This is a genomic window from Pseudonocardia sp. NPDC049635, assembly GCF_040659795.1.
Classification (GTDB): domain Bacteria; phylum Actinomycetota; class Actinomycetes; order Mycobacteriales; family Pseudonocardiaceae; genus Pseudonocardia.
In genome coordinates this window covers 1-15,684 of the sequence record NZ_JBFAON010000016.1, presented here as the reverse complement: position 1 = coordinate 15,684, position 15,684 = coordinate 1, and the positions used below count along the sequence as shown (strand labels likewise).

Annotated in this window: 13 protein-coding genes; 11 read left to right on the top strand and 2 right to left on the bottom strand. The window is 74.5% G+C overall.

Annotated elements, in window-relative coordinates; translation table 11 throughout:
• The first annotated feature begins 139 nt into the window (after positions 1–139).
• Both AB0J24_RS18950 and AB0J24_RS18945 read left to right on the top strand, forming a co-directional pair.
• Complete coding sequence (locus tag AB0J24_RS18950; RefSeq protein WP_358683028.1) at positions 140–1,549, top strand: amidase family protein; 1,410 nt, start codon at positions 140–142, stop codon at positions 1,547–1,549.
• Positions 1,550–1,577: 28 nt separating this feature from the next.
• Entirely contained in the window at positions 1,578–2,546 is a 969-nt protein-coding gene (locus tag AB0J24_RS18945) for a TIGR03557 family F420-dependent LLM class oxidoreductase (protein WP_358683026.1), read from the top strand.
• A gap of 186 nt (positions 2,547–2,732) precedes the next feature.
• On the opposite strand, the gene AB0J24_RS18940 is transcribed toward AB0J24_RS18945, so the two are convergent.
• Entirely contained in the window at positions 2,733–4,145 is a 1,413-nt protein-coding gene (locus tag AB0J24_RS18940; RefSeq protein WP_358683024.1) for an APC family permease, read from the bottom strand.
• A gap of 604 nt (positions 4,146–4,749) precedes the next feature.
• Positions 4,750–5,460 (bottom strand): FCD domain-containing protein, encoded by a 711-nt coding sequence (locus tag AB0J24_RS18935; protein WP_358683023.1) that lies wholly within the window; start codon positions 5,458–5,460, stop codon positions 4,750–4,752.
• Positions 5,461–5,508: 48 nt separating this feature from the next.
• Here AB0J24_RS18935 and AB0J24_RS18930 point away from each other — a divergent pair, with 48 nt between their 5' ends.
• The 9 genes from AB0J24_RS18930 (at position 5,509) to AB0J24_RS18890 (ending at position 15,282) form a co-directional block, all read left to right on the top strand.
• The gene (locus AB0J24_RS18930; protein WP_358683021.1) at positions 5,509–6,735 is read left to right on the top strand and encodes an MFS transporter; all 1,227 of its coding nucleotides are present in this window, start codon (positions 5,509–5,511) and stop codon (positions 6,733–6,735) included.
• Positions 6,736–6,882: 147 nt separating this feature from the next.
• The gene (gene trpB / locus AB0J24_RS18925) at positions 6,883–8,163 is read left to right on the top strand and encodes a tryptophan synthase subunit beta (protein ID WP_358683019.1); all 1,281 of its coding nucleotides are present in this window, start codon (positions 6,883–6,885) and stop codon (positions 8,161–8,163) included.
• Positions 8,160–8,963, top strand: coding sequence for a tryptophan synthase subunit alpha (gene trpA, locus AB0J24_RS18920; protein ID WP_358683017.1), 804 nt, complete (start codon positions 8,160–8,162; stop codon positions 8,961–8,963). The genes trpB and trpA overlap by 4 nt, the downstream gene beginning before the upstream one ends.
• Positions 8,964–9,423: 460 nt before the next feature.
• Positions 9,424–10,797, top strand: a complete 1,374-nt coding sequence (locus tag AB0J24_RS18915) for a ferredoxin reductase family protein (RefSeq protein ID WP_358683015.1) — start codon at positions 9,424–9,426, stop codon at positions 10,795–10,797.
• A gap of 19 nt (positions 10,798–10,816) precedes the next feature.
• Positions 10,817–12,001: a DUF4142 domain-containing protein gene (locus AB0J24_RS18910; protein WP_358683013.1), complete on the top strand. Its 1,185-nt coding sequence runs from the start codon at positions 10,817–10,819 to the stop codon at positions 11,999–12,001.
• Positions 11,998–12,978, top strand: coding sequence for a hypothetical protein (locus tag AB0J24_RS18905; protein WP_358683011.1), 981 nt, complete (start codon positions 11,998–12,000; stop codon positions 12,976–12,978). Before AB0J24_RS18910 ends, AB0J24_RS18905 begins: the two co-directional genes overlap by 4 nt.
• Position 12,979: 1 nt before the next feature.
• Positions 12,980–13,474 carry a hypothetical protein gene (locus AB0J24_RS18900; RefSeq protein WP_358683009.1) on the top strand — a complete coding sequence of 165 codons (495 nt, stop codon included), beginning with the start codon at positions 12,980–12,982 and terminating at the stop codon, positions 13,472–13,474.
• Between the two features lie 797 nt (positions 13,475–14,271).
• Complete coding sequence (locus AB0J24_RS18895) at positions 14,272–14,802, top strand: DUF6529 family protein (RefSeq protein ID WP_358683007.1); 531 nt, start codon at positions 14,272–14,274, stop codon at positions 14,800–14,802.
• A 39-nt stretch (positions 14,803–14,841) separates the two neighbouring features.
• Positions 14,842–15,282: a Rieske (2Fe-2S) protein gene (locus tag AB0J24_RS18890; RefSeq protein ID WP_358683006.1), complete on the top strand. Its 441-nt coding sequence runs from the start codon at positions 14,842–14,844 to the stop codon at positions 15,280–15,282.
• Positions 15,283–15,684: the final 402 nt, after the last annotated feature.

The window sequence follows — 15,684 nt, the reverse complement described above, 5'->3', positions numbered from 1 at the left end:
CGGGGCCGTGCGTCCGGATCGGTACGGTGCTGTGGATGATGCGCTCACCGTACCGAGCACCGACCGGAAGTCCAGGGTGCGACCTGCGGAACCCCCCGACGTGTCCGGCTCCGGCGGACGCCGTGGAACCCGGCCCCCGATGACCGGCCTCACCCCCGACTCGACGGCACGGGAGCAGGTCGCCGCGCTGCGGGTGGGGGAGATCTCGGCCCGGGAGCTGGCCGAGCTGCACCTGGCCCGGATCGCCGAGCGGAACCCGCAGCTCAACGCGGTCGTCTCGCTCGACCCGCAGCGGGCGCTGGACGGCGCCGCCGCGGCCGACGAGCAGCTCGCCTCGGGTGCGGAGGTCGGCCCGCTGCACGGGCTGCCGTTCGCGTTCAAGGACACCCACGCGGTCGCGGGCTGGCGCACCACCTACGGCTCGCCGATCCACGCCGACCACGTGCCCGACACCGACGACCTGATCGTCGAACGGATCCGCGGCGCCGGGGCGGTGCCGATCGGCAAGACCAACGTTCCCGAGTTCGCGGCCGGCTCGCACACCTTCAACCCGGTGTTCGGCACGACCCGCAACCCGCACGACCCGTCCCGGTCGGCCGGCGGTTCCTCCGGCGGGGCGGCCTGCGCGCTGGCGGCCGGGATGGTGCCGCTCGCCGAGGGCTCGGACATGGGCGGTTCGCTGCGCAATCCGGCGTCGTTCTGCGGGGTGGTCGGACTGCGCCCGTCCTGGGGCCGGGTGCCGGCGTGGCCCTCGGAGAACATGTGGGAGGCGACCGCGGTCGGCGGGCCGATGGCCCGGACCGTCGGTGACCTGGCCCTGCTGCTGTCGGTGCTGGCCGGCCCCGACCCGCGGGCTCCGCACGCGCTCGGCGACCCGGGCGCCGCGTTCGCCCCACCGCTACGTCCGGTGCCGCTGCCCGGTCTGCGGGTGGCGTTGTCGACCGACCTGGACGGAGCCTTCGCGGTCGACCCCGAGGTGGCGGGCGTCGTCGAGGCGGCCGGGCGGGTGCTGGCCGGGGCCGGCGCCCGCGTCACCGGCGCCGCACCCGATCTGACCGGTGCCGACGAGTGCTTCCGCACCCTGCGGGCCTGGCACTTCCAGGCCACGCTCGGTGGGACGCTCGCCGCGCACCCGGGCCGGCTGAAGCCGTCGCTGGCCGCGAACATCCGGGCCGGTGAGTCGCTGACCGGCGCCGACGTCGCGCTCGCCTACCGGCGGCGGACCGCGCTGGCGCACCGCATGCGGGAGTTCTGGTACGACCACGACGTGCTGGTGCTCCCGGTCTCCCAGCTGCCGCCGTTCCCGGCCGACCAGGAGTTCCCGGCCGAGATCGACGGCACACCCATGGTGTCCTACCTGGACTGGATGCGGTCGGCGTACCTGATCACGGTGACCGGCTGCCCGGCGATCTCGGTGCCGTTCGGCGTGACCGCGGGCGGGCTGCCGGTCGGGATCCAGATCGTCACCCGGCACGGCGGGGACCGGTATCTGACCGAGGTCGCGGCCGCCGTCGAGGCACTCGTCGGCACGAGTCCGGCGGGGGAGTGACCGGCCCCGTCCCGGGTAGTCCTCCGGCATGCAGATCGGTTACAAGCTCTTTGCCGAGGCCTTCTCGCCGCAGGAGATGGTTCGCCAGGCCGTGCGCGCCGAGGAGGCGGGTTTCGACTTCGTCGAGATCTCCGACCACTACCACCCGTGGCTGGAGAGCCACGGCCACTCCGGGTTCGCCTGGTCGATCCTCGCCGCCATCGCGGCGCGCACCGAACGGATCCACCTTGCCACCGGTGTGACCTGCCCGATGATCCGTTACCACCCGGCGATCGTCGCGCAGGCCGCCGCGACGACGGCCCTGCTCTCCGACAGGCGGTTCACCCTCGGCGTGGGCTCCGGCGAGCGGTTGTCCGAGCACGTGACGGGCGCCGAGTGGCCGGTCACCCGGGTCCGGCACGAGATGCTCCGGGAAGCGCTGGAGATCATCAGGCTGCTCTGGTCCGGCGGCTACCGCAGCTACCGGGGGAAGCACCTGAGCATCGAGGACGCCCAGGTCTTCGACCTCCCGGACCCGCTCCCGGAGATCGCGGTCGCCGCGGGCGGGCCGAACGCGGCGCGGATCGCCGCCGAGCTGGGCGACGCGCTGTTCGTCACCGAGCCCCGCACCGACCTGGTCTCGGCCTACGCAGCGGCCGGTGGCACCGGCGCCCGTTACGCCGAGGTCCCGCTGGCCTGGGCGCCCACCGAGGACGAGGCGCTCGCCGCAGCACACGAGAAGTTCCGGTTCGGCCCGACCGGTTGGAAGGTGCAGGCCGAGCTGCCGAACGTGCGCAACGTCGAGGCGGCGACCCGCTTCGTGCGGATCGACGACATGGCCGAGGTGTTCGGTGCCGGCCCCGACGTCGAGCGGCACCTCGCCGTCGCGCAGCAGTTCGTCGACGCGGGCTACGACCGGCTGGCCCTGATCAACGCCGGTCCGGACCCGGACGGGTTCTTCGGCTTCTTCGACAAGGAACTGGCCGAACGGGTGCGCGCGCTCACCCCGAGCCGCTGAGGCCTGGCCGGCCGGGGTGACCCGTCGCGGAAACCACGCACCGGGCGAGCGGATACCGCCGAGAGCCGGAGTGGCCGGCGGCCCGGCCCCTCTCGTGTGAGCGGTCGGTGCGTCCACCGGGCCTCGGCTCCGCCGACACCGCTCACCCGGTGAGCGGTTCTCGTGCCGGTGCGTCGCACCCGGCCCTCACCCGTCGAGCTTGGCCGGATCCAGGGTGGTCCTGTGCACGCCCAGCCTGCGGTTCAGCAGGATCGTGATGCCGTACAGGACCAGGCCCAGCAGGAGCAGCAGGCCGGCCAGCTCGTACTGGATCGCGTCCCGTCCGGAGAACGGCAGCACCAGGTAGGCGCTGGTGACCGCACCGACGACCGGCAGGCCGGGCGGGGCCCGGAAGTGGTCGGCGTCGACCCGGTCGCGGCGCAGCACGAGCACCGCGATGTTGACGATGGTGAACACCGCGAGCAGCAGCAACGACGTCGTCCCGCCGAGTGCGGACACGACGTCGGAGTCGTCGTCCAGCGACACGTAGGTGATCAGTGCGAACGAGATGAGCGTCGTGAAGATGATCGACACCCACGGGGTGCGGCGGAACGGGTGCACCCGGGCCAGCTGCTTGGGCAGCACCGCCTGGTTCGCCATGCCGTAGAGCAGCCGGGACGCCATCAGCATGTTGATCAGCGCCGAGTTCGCGACGGCGAACATCGAGATGAAGGGCAGCACCGCGTCCGCCGGGATGCCCGGTGCGCCGGCCCGGACCACCTCGACCAGCGGAGTCTCGCTGGCGGCGAGCGGACCGACCGGCACGAGTGCCACCGCACAGATCGCGACCAGCACGTAGATGACGCCGGTGATGGTCAGACCGGTGATCATGATCCTCGGGAAGATCCGGCGCGGCTCGTGGCACTCCTCGGCCATGTTCACCGAGTCCTCGAAACCGACCATGGCGAAGAACGCCAGCGAGGTCGCCGAGGTGACGGCCAGGAACACACCCTTCTCCTCGGGGGTGTCGAAGGCGACCACTCGGGCCCAGTCGGCGTCGCCACCGGCGATCGCGAACACCCCCACCAGGATCACCAGCAGCAGGCCGGAGAGCTCGACCAGCGTGAGCACCACGTTGACCTTCACGCTCTCGCCGACACCGCGGAAGTTCACCGCGGCGACCAGCACCATGAAGCCCAGCGCGATCAGCACGATCCCGCCGTTGCCCAGGTCGAGGCCGAAACCCTCGTTCAGGTTCGAGGCGAACGCCCGCGAGGCGGTCGACGCCGAGGTGATGCCCGAGCACATCACCACGAAGGTGACCATGAAGGTCAGGAAGTGGATACCGAACGCCTTGTGCGCGTACAACGCCGCACCCGCCGCCGCCGGGTACTTGGTGACCAGCTCCAGGTAGGAGAACGCGGTGACCATCGCGACCGCGAAGGCGACCAGGAACGGCAGCCACGCCGCCCCGCCGACCTCCTCGGCGACCTGACCGACCAGGGCGTAGATCCCGGTGCCGAGGATGTCGCCGACGATGAACAGCAGCAGCAGTTTCGGGCCCATCACCCGCCGCAGGGCGGGCGGGTCCTCCCCGGCCCGCGTGGTGACCTCGCTCATCGGCAGCGCCCCCTTCCGCGGTGGACCGGCGCCTCCGCGACCGGCTCAGCCTGGTCGCCGTCCGTCACCGTGTCGAATCAAAACGGTGTCGAATCACAACCGTGCCGAATCACAACCGTGGCGGAGGAGTGCAGCCGGGTCGGAGCGCCGTTGTGGGGGGCCGTTGTGGCGCAGCGCCGTTGTGGGGGGAGCGCAGCCGGCTCGTCGCGCCCTGGTTCGGCACCGGGAGCGCGGGACCACCGGCCGTGGTCAGGAGCCGGACGGCCGCGTCGCGAGGCGTGGCGGGTCGTGCGGCGGCACCGGCCCGCGATCCCGGGCGCCGGCGGCCGCGCAGGCCCGGCCGAGGGCGAAGAGCATCGCCGGCAGCCGCACCTTCCGGGGCGCTCGCTCGCGCAGAGGTGGTTGCGGAATCGACGTCGTCATCGGTCCTCCCGTGATGCGGCCGCCGGGGTGCGGTCGTCGAACCTCCGGTGGCTGTGGCGCCTCCGGCGCGCCGCCCGCGCCCGGGACGACCATGCATGCTCGGACGTATCATCACCCTTGCGAACCGGCCGTTGTGCGTCGTGTGACCTTTTCCGCTCCGAGTCCGTCCGGCGGACGAGTCTCAGCCCGGTCGGCCGATCAGCCGGTCCAGGAACTCGCCCGCCTCGCGGGCGGCCCGCTCCACGTCCCCCGCTTCGATGGCCTCGACGATCCCGGTGTGCGAGACGTCGTCGTCGGTGCCGACGGTCGCCGGCATCGTCGTGACGACGCTGCCCGCGACGGCCTCGACCACACCGCGGTACAACTCGACGAGCAGGCTGTTGCCCGAGCAGCGGACGACGGCGAGATGGAAGTCGGTGTCGGCGCGGGCCGCGCGCTCCAGCTCGGCGGTCCCGGGCTCCTCGCCCCGGCGGGCGGCGACGGCGGCCGCCTCGACGGCGACGTCCCGATCGGCGAGCGAGCGGCGGAGCAGGTCCAGGTCCTCGTCGGTACGCCGGGCGGCGGCCAGCCGGGCCGCCTCGACCTCCAGGGTCCGCCGGACCTCCAGCACCTCGCGCAGCTCGGGTCCGCAGAGGGTGCGCAGTGCACCGGACAGCTCGGAGGTCGCGCGGACGTAGGTGCCGTCGCCCTGGCGCACCTCCAGCAGGCCGCCGTGCGCGAGGGCGCGGACCGCCTCGCGGACGGTGTTGCGGCCGACCCGGAGCCGGGCGGTGAGCTCGGACTCGGCGGGTATGCGATACCCGACCGGCCATTCCCCGGTCGCGATCGCGTCCCGGAGCTGGGCGATGACCTCGTCCACGAGGCTGCCGCGGCGTGCTGTGACGAGGGGCACCGGGCGTCCTTTCATCCGAACATCCTACGTCTGTAACAATACTGTTTCGTGAGCATTGCTGATCAGGCGACAGGGGCCGGCGAGACGGACGCCACCGGCAGGGGCGCGTCCCGCCGGACCGGTGCGCTGGTCGGTACCCCGCTCCTGGTCGTCGGCGTCGCTCTGGCGGCGATGAATCTGCGTCCGGCCGTCACCAGCATGGCATCGGTACTGGGCGAGGTGCGGGACGGTCTCGGCGCCTCGGCGCCCTGGACCGGGCTGCTCACCGCGGTGCCGACGATCTGTTTCGGCCTCGCCGCGATCGCCGCACCGCTGCTGGGCCGTCGGTTGGGAGTGGCCCGGGCGATCGGCCTGGCCCTGGCCGTGCTCACGGCAGGGCTGGTGCTGCGGGTCGTCGACGGGCCCTGGGTGGTCCTCGGGGGGACGTTCATCGCGGCCTCCGGGATCGCGATCGGGAACGTGCTGATCCCGGTCGTGGTGAAGGAATCGTTCCCGCACGCCGTCGGGCGGGTGACCGGCATCTACACCGCGGCACTCGCGGCGGGCGGCGGGCTCGGCGCCGCCTTCACCCCGATGCTCGAACCGCTGCTCGGCTGGCGCGGGGCGGTCGGCGCCTGGGCGGCTCTCTCCGCCGGTGCGCTGGTGGTCTGGGCGACCGGTGCCCGGCACGGCGCCGCCGTACCGTCCCGGATCGCCGGTGCCCAGCGCCGGTCGATGCTGCGCCGACCGCTGGCCTGGGCGGTCACCGCGTTCTTCGGGTTGCAGGCCTGCGTCGCCTACGTCGCGATGGGCTGGCTGTCCGAACTCTTCGTGTCCGAAGGGATCCCGCGCACCACCGCCGGGCTGATGCTCGCCACGATCAACATCATCGGGATCCCGTTGAGCTTCCTGATCCCGCCGGTCGCGCTGAACCGCAACTCGCAGTCCGGCTGGATCGTCGGGCTGGCCGGCTGCTCGCTCGCGGCGATCGTCGGCCTGGCCGTCGCGCCCGCGGCGGCGCCCTGGTTGTGGACGGTGCTGCTCGGCACCGGGATGGCGGTGTTCCCGCTCGGGCTGGGGCTGATCGCGTTGCGTACCCGGGAGACGGCGGAGACGACCGACCTGTCCGCCATGGCCCAGGGCTTCGGATATCTGCTCGGCGCGGCCGGACCGTTCCTGTTCGGCATGCTGCACGGGATCACCGGCACCTGGACGGCCTCGCTGGTGCTGCTCGCGGCGGTGATCGTCGCCGAGATGATCCTCGGCTGGGTGGTGGGGCGCCCCCGTTTCGTATGACGGCCCGTCGGGTCGCGGCGTCCGTGCGGCGCAAAGTGGGTGGTGGGCGCGGTGTACCGTCGGGCTGCACCCGATCGGGCCGGGGTCCGTCACCGACGTGCGACGCCCGGCGATCGCGGGCTCCGCAGAACCGTCAGGGAGTGACTCGTGACCGACACCGCCCGCCCCCCGGCCGGGGTCCCGGCGCGGCTGGTCGACCAGACCGGCCCGTACTTCGGCCGCTTCGGCGGCCGCTACGTCCCGGAGGCGCTGGTCGCCGCCCTGGACGAGCTGGAGCAGGCCTACCGCTCGGCGATGACCGACGAGGCGTTCCAGGCCGAGCTCGCCGAGCTGCACCGGACCTACTCCGGCCGGCCGAGCCTGATCACCGAGGCTCCCCGGTTCGCCCGGCACGCGGGTGGCGCGCGGATCCTGCTCAAGCGCGAGGACCTGAACCACACCGGTTCACACAAGATCAACAATGTGCTGGGTCAGGCGCTGCTCACCAGGCGGATGGGCAAGACCCGGGTGATCGCCGAGACCGGGGCGGGCCAGCACGGCGTAGCGACGGCGACCGCGGCCGCGCTGCTCGGCCTGGAGTGCGTCGTCTACATGGGTCAGGTCGACACCGAGCGGCAGGCGCTCAACGTCGCCCGGATGCGGATGCTCGGCGCCGAGGTCCGCCCGGTCGCCTCCGGAACGCGCACCCTCAAGGACGCGATGAACGAGGCCATGCGGGACTGGGTCACCAACGTGGCCGACACGCACTACCTGATCGGCTCGGTCGCCGGACCGCACCCGTTCCCGGCGATGGTGCGCGACTTCCAGCGGGTGATCGGCGTCGAGGCGCGCGCCCAGGTCCAGGAACTGACCGGGCGGCTGCCGGACCTGGTGTGCGCCTGCGTCGGCGGCGGGTCGAACGCGATGGGCATCTTCCACGCGTTCCTCGACGACGCGTCCGTCGAGCTGGTCGGCTTCGAGGCAGGCGGCGACGGGGTCGACACCCCTCGGCACGCGTCCTCCATCGGTGGCGGCGACGTGGGGGTGCTGCACGGTTCCCGCAGCTACATCCTGCAGGACGAGGACGGCCAGACCCGTGACTCGCACTCCATCTCCGCCGGCCTGGACTACCCGGGCGTCGGGCCCGAGCACTCCTGGCTGCACGACATGCGCCGGGCCCGCTACGAGTCGGTGACCGACGCCGAGGCGATGGAGGCGTTCCGGCTGCTCTGCCGGACCGAGGGCATCATCCCGGCGATCGAGAGCGCACACGCGCTCGCCGGAGCGCTGCGTGAGGGCCGCCGGCTCGGCGAGGGCGCGATCGTCCTGGTCAACCTGTCCGGCCGCGGCGACAAGGACGTCGACACCGCTGCCAAGTACTTCCAGCTGATCGACGACGAGGGCCGGGCCGTCACCGACGAGACGGTGGCCGGCGGGGAGGTCCGGTGACCGGCGTGCAGAGCGTGGAGCAGCGGATCGGGGAGGTCCGTGCGCAGGGCCGCGCGGCACTGATCGGCTACCTGCCGGTCGGCTACCCGGACGTCGCCGGGTCGGTCGAGGCGATGCGGGCGATGGTCGAGGGCGGTGTCGACGTCGTCGAGGTCGGGCTGCCGTACTCCGATCCGCTGATGGACGGTCCGATCATCCAGCGCGCGACCCAGCAGGCGCTGGACAACGGCGCCCGCAGCCGGGACGCGTTCACCGCCGTCCGCGGGGTCGTCGAGGCCGGGGCGCCGGCCGTCGTCATGACGTACTGGAACCTGATCGACCGTTACGGCGTCGAGCGGTTCTCCGCCGACCTGGCGGCGGCGGGCGGGTCCGGGCTGGTCACCCCCGATCTGTTGCCCGACGACGCCCAGGAGTGGCTGGACGCCTCCGACCGGCACGGTCTGGACCGGATCTTCCTGGTCGCCCAGACGACGACCCCGGAGCGGATGGTGCTCACCGCCCGGGCCAGCCGCGGCTTCCTCTACGCGGCCTCGCTGATGGGGGTGACCGGGGTCCGCGCGGTCGGGGTCGAGGCCCGCGAGCTGGCGGCCCGGGTCCGGGAGGTCACGGACCTGCCGGTCTGTGTGGGGCTGGGCGTGCGCACGGCCGAGCAGGCGGCGGACGTCGCCGGGTACGCCGACGGTGTCATCGTCGGGACGGCCTTCGTCCAGGCGCTGGAGGCCGGTGGGCCGCCGGCGGTGCGCGAGCTCGCCCGCGAGCTGGCCGACGGTGTCCGTTCGGCCACCCCGGCGCCCGCCTGACGCAGGTGGCGCGGGCCCGCCCCGTCGGCGGATGCGGGCCCGCCGGGTGTCCGGCGCAGGCCGGCGGGGGACAGGGCGTTGACCGTCGGTGAACGGTTGCGCCTGAGAGTGACGACTCCGTTCGGACCGTCACCTGTACTCCGGCCGGCCCGATCGGTTGCCGTTCGCCGGACCACGCCGCCCGGACGCCGGTGACGTCTCTCAGGAACGCAACCCCGGCGCCACACACTTCCTATGTTCGACGCTGCCGGTCGGTGGCCCGCTCCCCCTAGAGCCGCCCCGGTGGCCGGGGCCCTCCGCCCGGCCCGCTCCCCCGAACCGGAAGTGACCCGATGAACCACCCACCTGTGCCGGGCAGCCCTGTACCCGGCGGTCCTGCGCCCGGTACTGCCTTCCCCACCGCGGCTGCGCCGCTCGCCACGGCACCCGTCACGACCGCCGGGCACGCGCCCGGCACACCGTGAGCCGCCCGGTCCCGCACCAGGTCACCGCACCCGTCCGGCACGACGATCCGGCCGGCGCGTGGCTGGCGCACCGACGCGCCCGGTTGGTCTGGGGTTCCGTGCTGGTGGCGGCCCTGGTGGGGCCCTCGGCGATCTGGATGCTCCGCTCCGGTCCGCAGCCGCTGCTGCACCAGATGTCGGTGCTCACCGGACTGCTCGCACTGTCCGCGCTGGTCGTCGTCGCGGTGCTGCCGTCCCGGGTGCGCGGCCTGTCCGGTGCGCTCGGGCTGGAGACGCTGCTCGGCCTGCACCGCAGGCTCGGGATCCTCGCCGGGGCACTCGTCGCGCTGCACCTGGCGTGCGTGGTCGCCGACCAGCCGGAACGGGTCGGGCTGCTCGTCCCGATGACGGCACCGGCCCGCGGGCAGGCCGCCACGATCGGGACCGTCGCCATCGCGGTGCTGTTGCTGTTCGCCGTGCGCGGGATCCGCTCCGGCACGCACGAGGTCTGGCGGTGGGTGCACCTGAGCCTGGCCGCGCTGGTCGTCGGGGCGTCGTCGTTGCACGTGCTGTGGCTGAACAACCTGGTCACCGACGCGGTGATGGGTCCGGTGCTCGGGCTGCTCGGCCTGGTCCTCCTCGGGGTCCTCCTGGTGCGCTGGGGTGCACGGGCGGTCGCCGACGCCGGCGAGTTCCGGGTGCACGTCGTGCGACCGGAGAGCGCGACGGTCTCGACGCTCGTCCTGCAGCGCCGCGGACGGCACTCCGGGCCCTGGTTCCGGCCCGGCCAGTTCGCCTGGCTGCGGCTGGAGCGGATGTCGGTCGAGGAGCACCCGTTCACGATCGCCTCGTCCGCGGTGGACGGTGGCCGGGTCGAGTTCACCGTCCGGCACACCGGTGACTTCGCCTCCCGGCTGCGCGAGCTGCGCCGCGGCGACCCGGTGTGGGTGGACGGCCCGTACGGTTCGTTCACCCCCGACACCGTGCCGTCGACCGGGTTCGTCCTGATCGCGGGCGGGGTCGGGATCACCCCGATGATGAGCATGCTGCGCACCGCGGCGGACCGAGGTGACCGGCGCCCGTACCGGCTCGTGGTGCACGCCCGTGACCGCGCCGACCTGCTGTTCCGCGCCGAGCTCGGCCACCTGCGGACCCTGCTCGACCTGCAGGTCACCGAGGTGCTGCGGCGTCCGTCGCAGGACTGGGCCGGTGCCACCGGACCGATCGACACCGCACTGCTGTCGGCGGTGCTGACCGATCTGGGTGGCACCGGCCGGCACGACTACTTCGTCTGCGGGCGACCGCAGCTGGTGTCCGACGTGCTGCACACCTTGGCATCGCTCGGTGTCCCGGAGGACCGGGTGCACACCGAACAGTTCGCCCAGGTCTGAGAAACCCGAGGAGAAGCCGATGTCCCGCCGGATCCCCGGCCCGCTCCGCTGGTCGATCCTGGTCGCGCTGGCCGGTGTCGTCGTCGTCGCGGTGGCCCAGTCCTGGGTCGCCGCAGCACCGTTCGCCGCCGCCCGGGGCTGGACCCAGACCCAGTGGGGTCCGCTCGGCCCCGCCGACCGCGACCTGCTGGAGAAGGTCCGCCTGGCCGGCCTGTGGGAGGCGCCGACCGGACAGCAGGGCGAGCAGCAGGCCAGCTCACCCGCCGTCCGGGAGGTCGCCCGCAAACTGGGGGTCGAGCACCACGATCTCGACGCCGAGGTCCGCACGGTCGCCGAGCAGCTCGGCGTGCAGCTCCCCAGCCGCCCCAACGACCAGCAGATCGGCTGGATGAACGATCTGACGGCGCGTACCGGAACCGACTACGACCGCCAGTTCGTGCAGATCCTGCGGGCGGCGCACGGCAGCGTGCTGCCGGTGATCACCGAGGTCCGGGTCGGTACCCGCAACGAGCTGATGCGCCAGTTCGCGACCGAGGCCGACACCTACGTCACCCGGCACATCGGATACCTGGAGTCCACCGGCCTGGTCGACTACGACGCGCTGCCGGCGCCGCCGCTCCCGGACAGCGCCCGCACCGCATCCGACCTGGTCGTCCCGGGGCTCGTCGTGGGGGTCGCGCTGCTGGCCGCCGGCGGGCTGGTGATGACCCTCTACCGCCGGGGCCGCCCGGTCGGGGCGGCCGCACTGGCCGAGGTGTCCCGGTTGCTCCCGGCGGGCGGGGCGGTTCCGCGGCCCAGGCGGGCGCGCGACGACGGCGCGGGCACGGCGCGGGCCGCGCTCGCGGTCGGCCCGCCCGACCCGTGGGAGGAGCTGGGCCGCGCCCCGCAGGTGCGGCCGCGGACCCCGGGGGAGGAGGGCCCGGTACGCGCCCCCGGGGCGGAGGACCCGCCCGCCGGACCGACCGCGCCGGACCCGAACGACCCGGCTCCCGGCGACCCGGCCGCCCCCGGGGCCGCTCGCTCCGCCCCCGATCCGGCCGACCCGGATCCGCTCCGGACCGGTGCGCACCCGCTCGATCCCGACCAGAACGCCCACCCGTCCGGCCCCGACGCCGGCGAACGTGATCACACGTTCCGGCGCCGCGGGTACCGATCCACCGGTTCGCATCGCGACCGCACCGCCCCGAGGAGTCGTCACCGATGAGCCCGTCCACCGCCAACCGCCGCCGAGCGGCAGCGGCCGCCGCCTTCGTGGGCTGCCTGCTCGTCGCCGGACCCGCCGCCTACGCGGCGGGTGCCGCGACCGCCGATCGGGGCGCCCCGGCCGCCGAGAACATCACCGGGCCCCGCTCCGGGGCCGGGCTCACCGGCTCGGATTCCGCCGCCACGCCGGGCGGGCACGACCACGGGGCGTCGTCACCGGGACGGCGATCAGGCCTCGACGAGGGCGCGGACGGCTCCGACGACACCGGGGGCGGCGGGGCGCCGGGGATCGATGGCCCGGGAACGGACCCCGACGGTGCCCGCGCGGGCCAGGCCGAGGAGCAGGGTCCCGGCCCGGAGGGCCAGGACGACGGCGACGGCCAGGACGACGATCCGGGCAACAACGACGGTCCCGACCAGGACACCGCCGCCGCCCTGGAGATCCTCGCCTCCGACTGCTCCGCCAGCCGGCTCACCCCGCACGACGGTTTCCAGGAGGCGCCGCGCTGTGTCTCGACGGCGTTCGGTGAGGTTGCCGACGCCGAGCGCAGCCCGTCGCTGCTGATCACCGAGGCACCGGATCGGGTCGCCCCGGGGGAGGCGTTCTCGCTGACCGTGAGCACCCGCAACCTGGTACGCGACCGGTTCCTGGCCGCGGCGCAGGGCGGCTACTACGTCGAGTCGTCGCTGCTCGACGGGCAGGGTCTGCAGCGCGGTCACTTCCACACCGCCTGCCGGATCCTGGCGAACCCCGGTGAGGCGCCGGACTCCGCCCCGGACCCGCTGTTCTTCGAGGCCACCGAGGACGGTGGCGGCGGGGACACCCCGGACAGCGTCGTCATCGAGGTTCCCGGCGTCGAGCAGGCCGGCGAGCTGCAGTGCTCGTCGTGGGCCGGTGACGGCTCGCACCGCACACCGATGATGCAGCGGGCCAACCAGACCCCGGCGTTCGACTCCGTCCGCATCGAGGTGGGCTGACATGCGGATCACCGGACCGCTGCTGACCATGGCCGCGGTGGCCGCCGTCGGCGCCGGGGTGGCCACCGCGAACGTCGTCCTGACGGCCCCGGCCGAGCGGCCGGCCGCCGTCGAACAGGCCGCCGGCGCGCCCGCGCTCGACTCGCTGCTCCCCGCGGCGGGCCCGGTCCGTTACGCCGGTCGGTCGGCGGACCGCGAGGTCAGCGTCGACATCACCGTCGAGGACGGCCGGGCGAAGGCCTACGTCTGTGACGACGCCGGAATCGAGTCCTGGACCGACGGCCCGGTCGCGCAGGAGGGCGCCACCCGATTGACCGCCGACGACGACAGCTGGGTCGAGTACACCGTGCGGGGCGATACCGCCACCGGCACCGCCTCGGCCGGCGGTCGGACCTGGGAGTTCACCGCGGCGGCCGTCCCCGCCGGCGGCTCCCCGGCCGGCCCGTCCGCCCCCGTCGCCGTCCCGGAGCCGGACCCCGGCGGGGGCGGATACTGATGGCGCACCGTGCGCGGCACGCCGATCGGGAGACCACGGACCCGTTCGGCTTCGCACCGCTCCTCCCGAGCCCCCGGACGCCGGACGACAGCGGCGGTCACACCCCGGTCGATCCCGAGCCGGAGCCACGACACTGGCTCGAACCGGCTCCCGGCCGGCGCCGCAGACTCCGTGCCCGGTCCGAGCCCGCCGGCGGCCACCGGTGGCCCCCCGGCCCGGCGGGAGCCACCGACGACCGGGCGGGCCCCGCCGAACGGTGGCGCACGAGCACCCCGGCAGAACCCGTCGAGCCCGACCGCCCGAGTGCGGCACCGGGGGACCCGGCCGCCGACCGCCCCGGCCCGCGGAACCGGGCCGGGGGGCAGGAACCGGTCGGGGACCCGCCGCGCCGCCCGGTGCGGGACGCCGGAGCCGTCGTGCCCGGCCGCCCGCCCCGGGACGCCGGCCCCGAGTGGTCCCCGGCCGGGTCCGGTGCCCGGTGGCGCGCGGCCGCCACCGGGCACCGGGAGACACCCGCCGAGGCGACCGGGACGGACACCGGTGCGACATCCCACGCCGGGCCACCGCCCGGGCGGCGCCATCGCCACCGGGGCGCCACCACGACGCCGTCCACCGGGCCGGGTGACCGGACCGCGACCGCGGGAGGCCGCGCCCGGCGCGGTGACCGGGTCCAGGGTGCGGGGCCTCCCGCCGCACCGGACGACCGGACGGATCCGGGCGGTAGCCCCGCCGTACCGGGCCGTCGGAGGGTGACCGGGACGCCGTCCGCCGGGCCGGGCCCGGCCACGCACCCGAGCGTGCGGGGCGGACCGTCGCTGCGCGCGGTGATCCTGCCGGTGGCGCTCGGGTCGCTGGTGGCGGTCGCGCTCGGCGTGTGGGCGCGCCAGCACGAGGGGACCGGGATCGCGGTGAGCCTCGCCGGGTTCTCCAGCGGTGCGGCGGCGAAGGCGTGGCTCGGGTCGGCGGCCCTGGTGCTGGCGATCGTGCAGGGCGTCACCGGGCGGATGATGCGCCGCGGGTACGCGGACCCGTCGGTCGGGACCGTGCATCGCTGGTCCGGGCGGGTCGCGGTCCTGGTGACGGTCCCGGTCGCCGCGCAGTGCCTGTACGCGTTCGGCTGGTCCGGGGCGACGCCGTCGGTGCTGGCGCACTCGGTGCTGGGCTGCGTGTTCTATGGCGCGTTCGTCACGAAGATGCTGCTCCTGCACCGGCGAGGAGTTCCCGGCTGGGTGCTCTCCGTGGCAGGCGGTGTGCTGCTCGCCGTCCTCGCCGGGGTGTGGCTCACCTCCGCGCTCTGGTTCTTCACCGGGCAGGGCCTCGTGTTCTGAGCCGGACCACCCGACCCCGACCCGATGAGGAGTTCCCGGATGTCTCCGCTCACCCGCCGCAGCCTGCTCGCCGGCGTCGGCACCGTCGCCGCGATGTGCTGTGGCGCCGGCTGCTCGACCTACGGCACACCCCGGGCCCCGGCCGAGACCGGCGCGGCCCCGGCGCCGTCACCCTCTGCGGCCCCGTCGGCCGAGCAGGGCCTCGCCGCCACCTCCGACATCCCGGTCGGTGGCGGCAGGGTGTTCGCCGAGGACGGCGTCGTGGTGACCCAGCCGCGGTCCGGGACGTTCGTCGCGTTCGACGCGACCTGCCCGCACGCCGGCTGCCTGGTCGACCAGGTCACCGCGACCGGCATCAGCTGCCCCTGCCACGGCAGCGTGTTCGACGTCGACGGGGGCGCCCCGCTGGAGGGACCGGCGGGCGCGCCCCTGGCGGCCCGCCCGGTCCGTGTCGAGAACGACCGGATCGTGCTGGCGTGAACCGGGGCCGGCCGCGAGCTGTGACCCGGCCGTGCGGCGTCCGGCCGGTATCGGTGCGCCGACGGGCCGAACGCCTTCCCGTCCGCCGTCCGATCGGTCCCGCTCGACGGAGCGGGCTCTCAGGAAGCGAACCCTTCCGGGTACGACCTCGTAACGTGCTGCTCCGTCGGTGCCGCGACCCGCTCCCCGGACGGGGTCGTACCGGACACCGGCGCCGCCGTCCGGCGTTGCTCCCCGCCGCCGGACCTTCCCCGGCAGGCGTCGGGGCCCCCGGTCGTGGTTCCGTATCCCCGTCGTGCCCGGGCCCCCCCCCCCCCGGGGGGAGCGGGGACCGCATAACCGAGGGGACCGCGGCCGGGCGCATCCGGGGGCGCCCGACCCGCGCGCACGGCAAGGAGACCG

What these genes read in the sequence shown, in the direction of transcription:
- AB0J24_RS18940 (WP_358683024.1), bottom strand. Translation starts at nt 4,145, where the DNA reads ATGAGCGAGGTCACCACGCGGGCCGGGGAGGACCCGCCCGCCCTGCGG.
- AB0J24_RS18890 (WP_358683006.1), top strand. Translation starts at nt 14,842, where the DNA reads ATGTCTCCGCTCACCCGCCGCAGCCTGCTCGCCGGCGTCGGCACCGTC.
- AB0J24_RS18945 (WP_358683026.1), top strand. Translation starts at nt 1,578, where the DNA reads ATGCAGATCGGTTACAAGCTCTTTGCCGAGGCCTTCTCGCCGCAGGAG.
- AB0J24_RS18905 (WP_358683011.1), top strand. Translation starts at nt 11,998, where the DNA reads ATGAGCCCGTCCACCGCCAACCGCCGCCGAGCGGCAGCGGCCGCCGCC.
- AB0J24_RS18910 (WP_358683013.1), top strand. Translation starts at nt 10,817, where the DNA reads ATGTCCCGCCGGATCCCCGGCCCGCTCCGCTGGTCGATCCTGGTCGCG.
- AB0J24_RS18950 (WP_358683028.1), top strand. Translation starts at nt 140, where the DNA reads ATGACCGGCCTCACCCCCGACTCGACGGCACGGGAGCAGGTCGCCGCG.
- AB0J24_RS18900 (WP_358683009.1), top strand. Translation starts at nt 12,980, where the DNA reads ATGCGGATCACCGGACCGCTGCTGACCATGGCCGCGGTGGCCGCCGTC.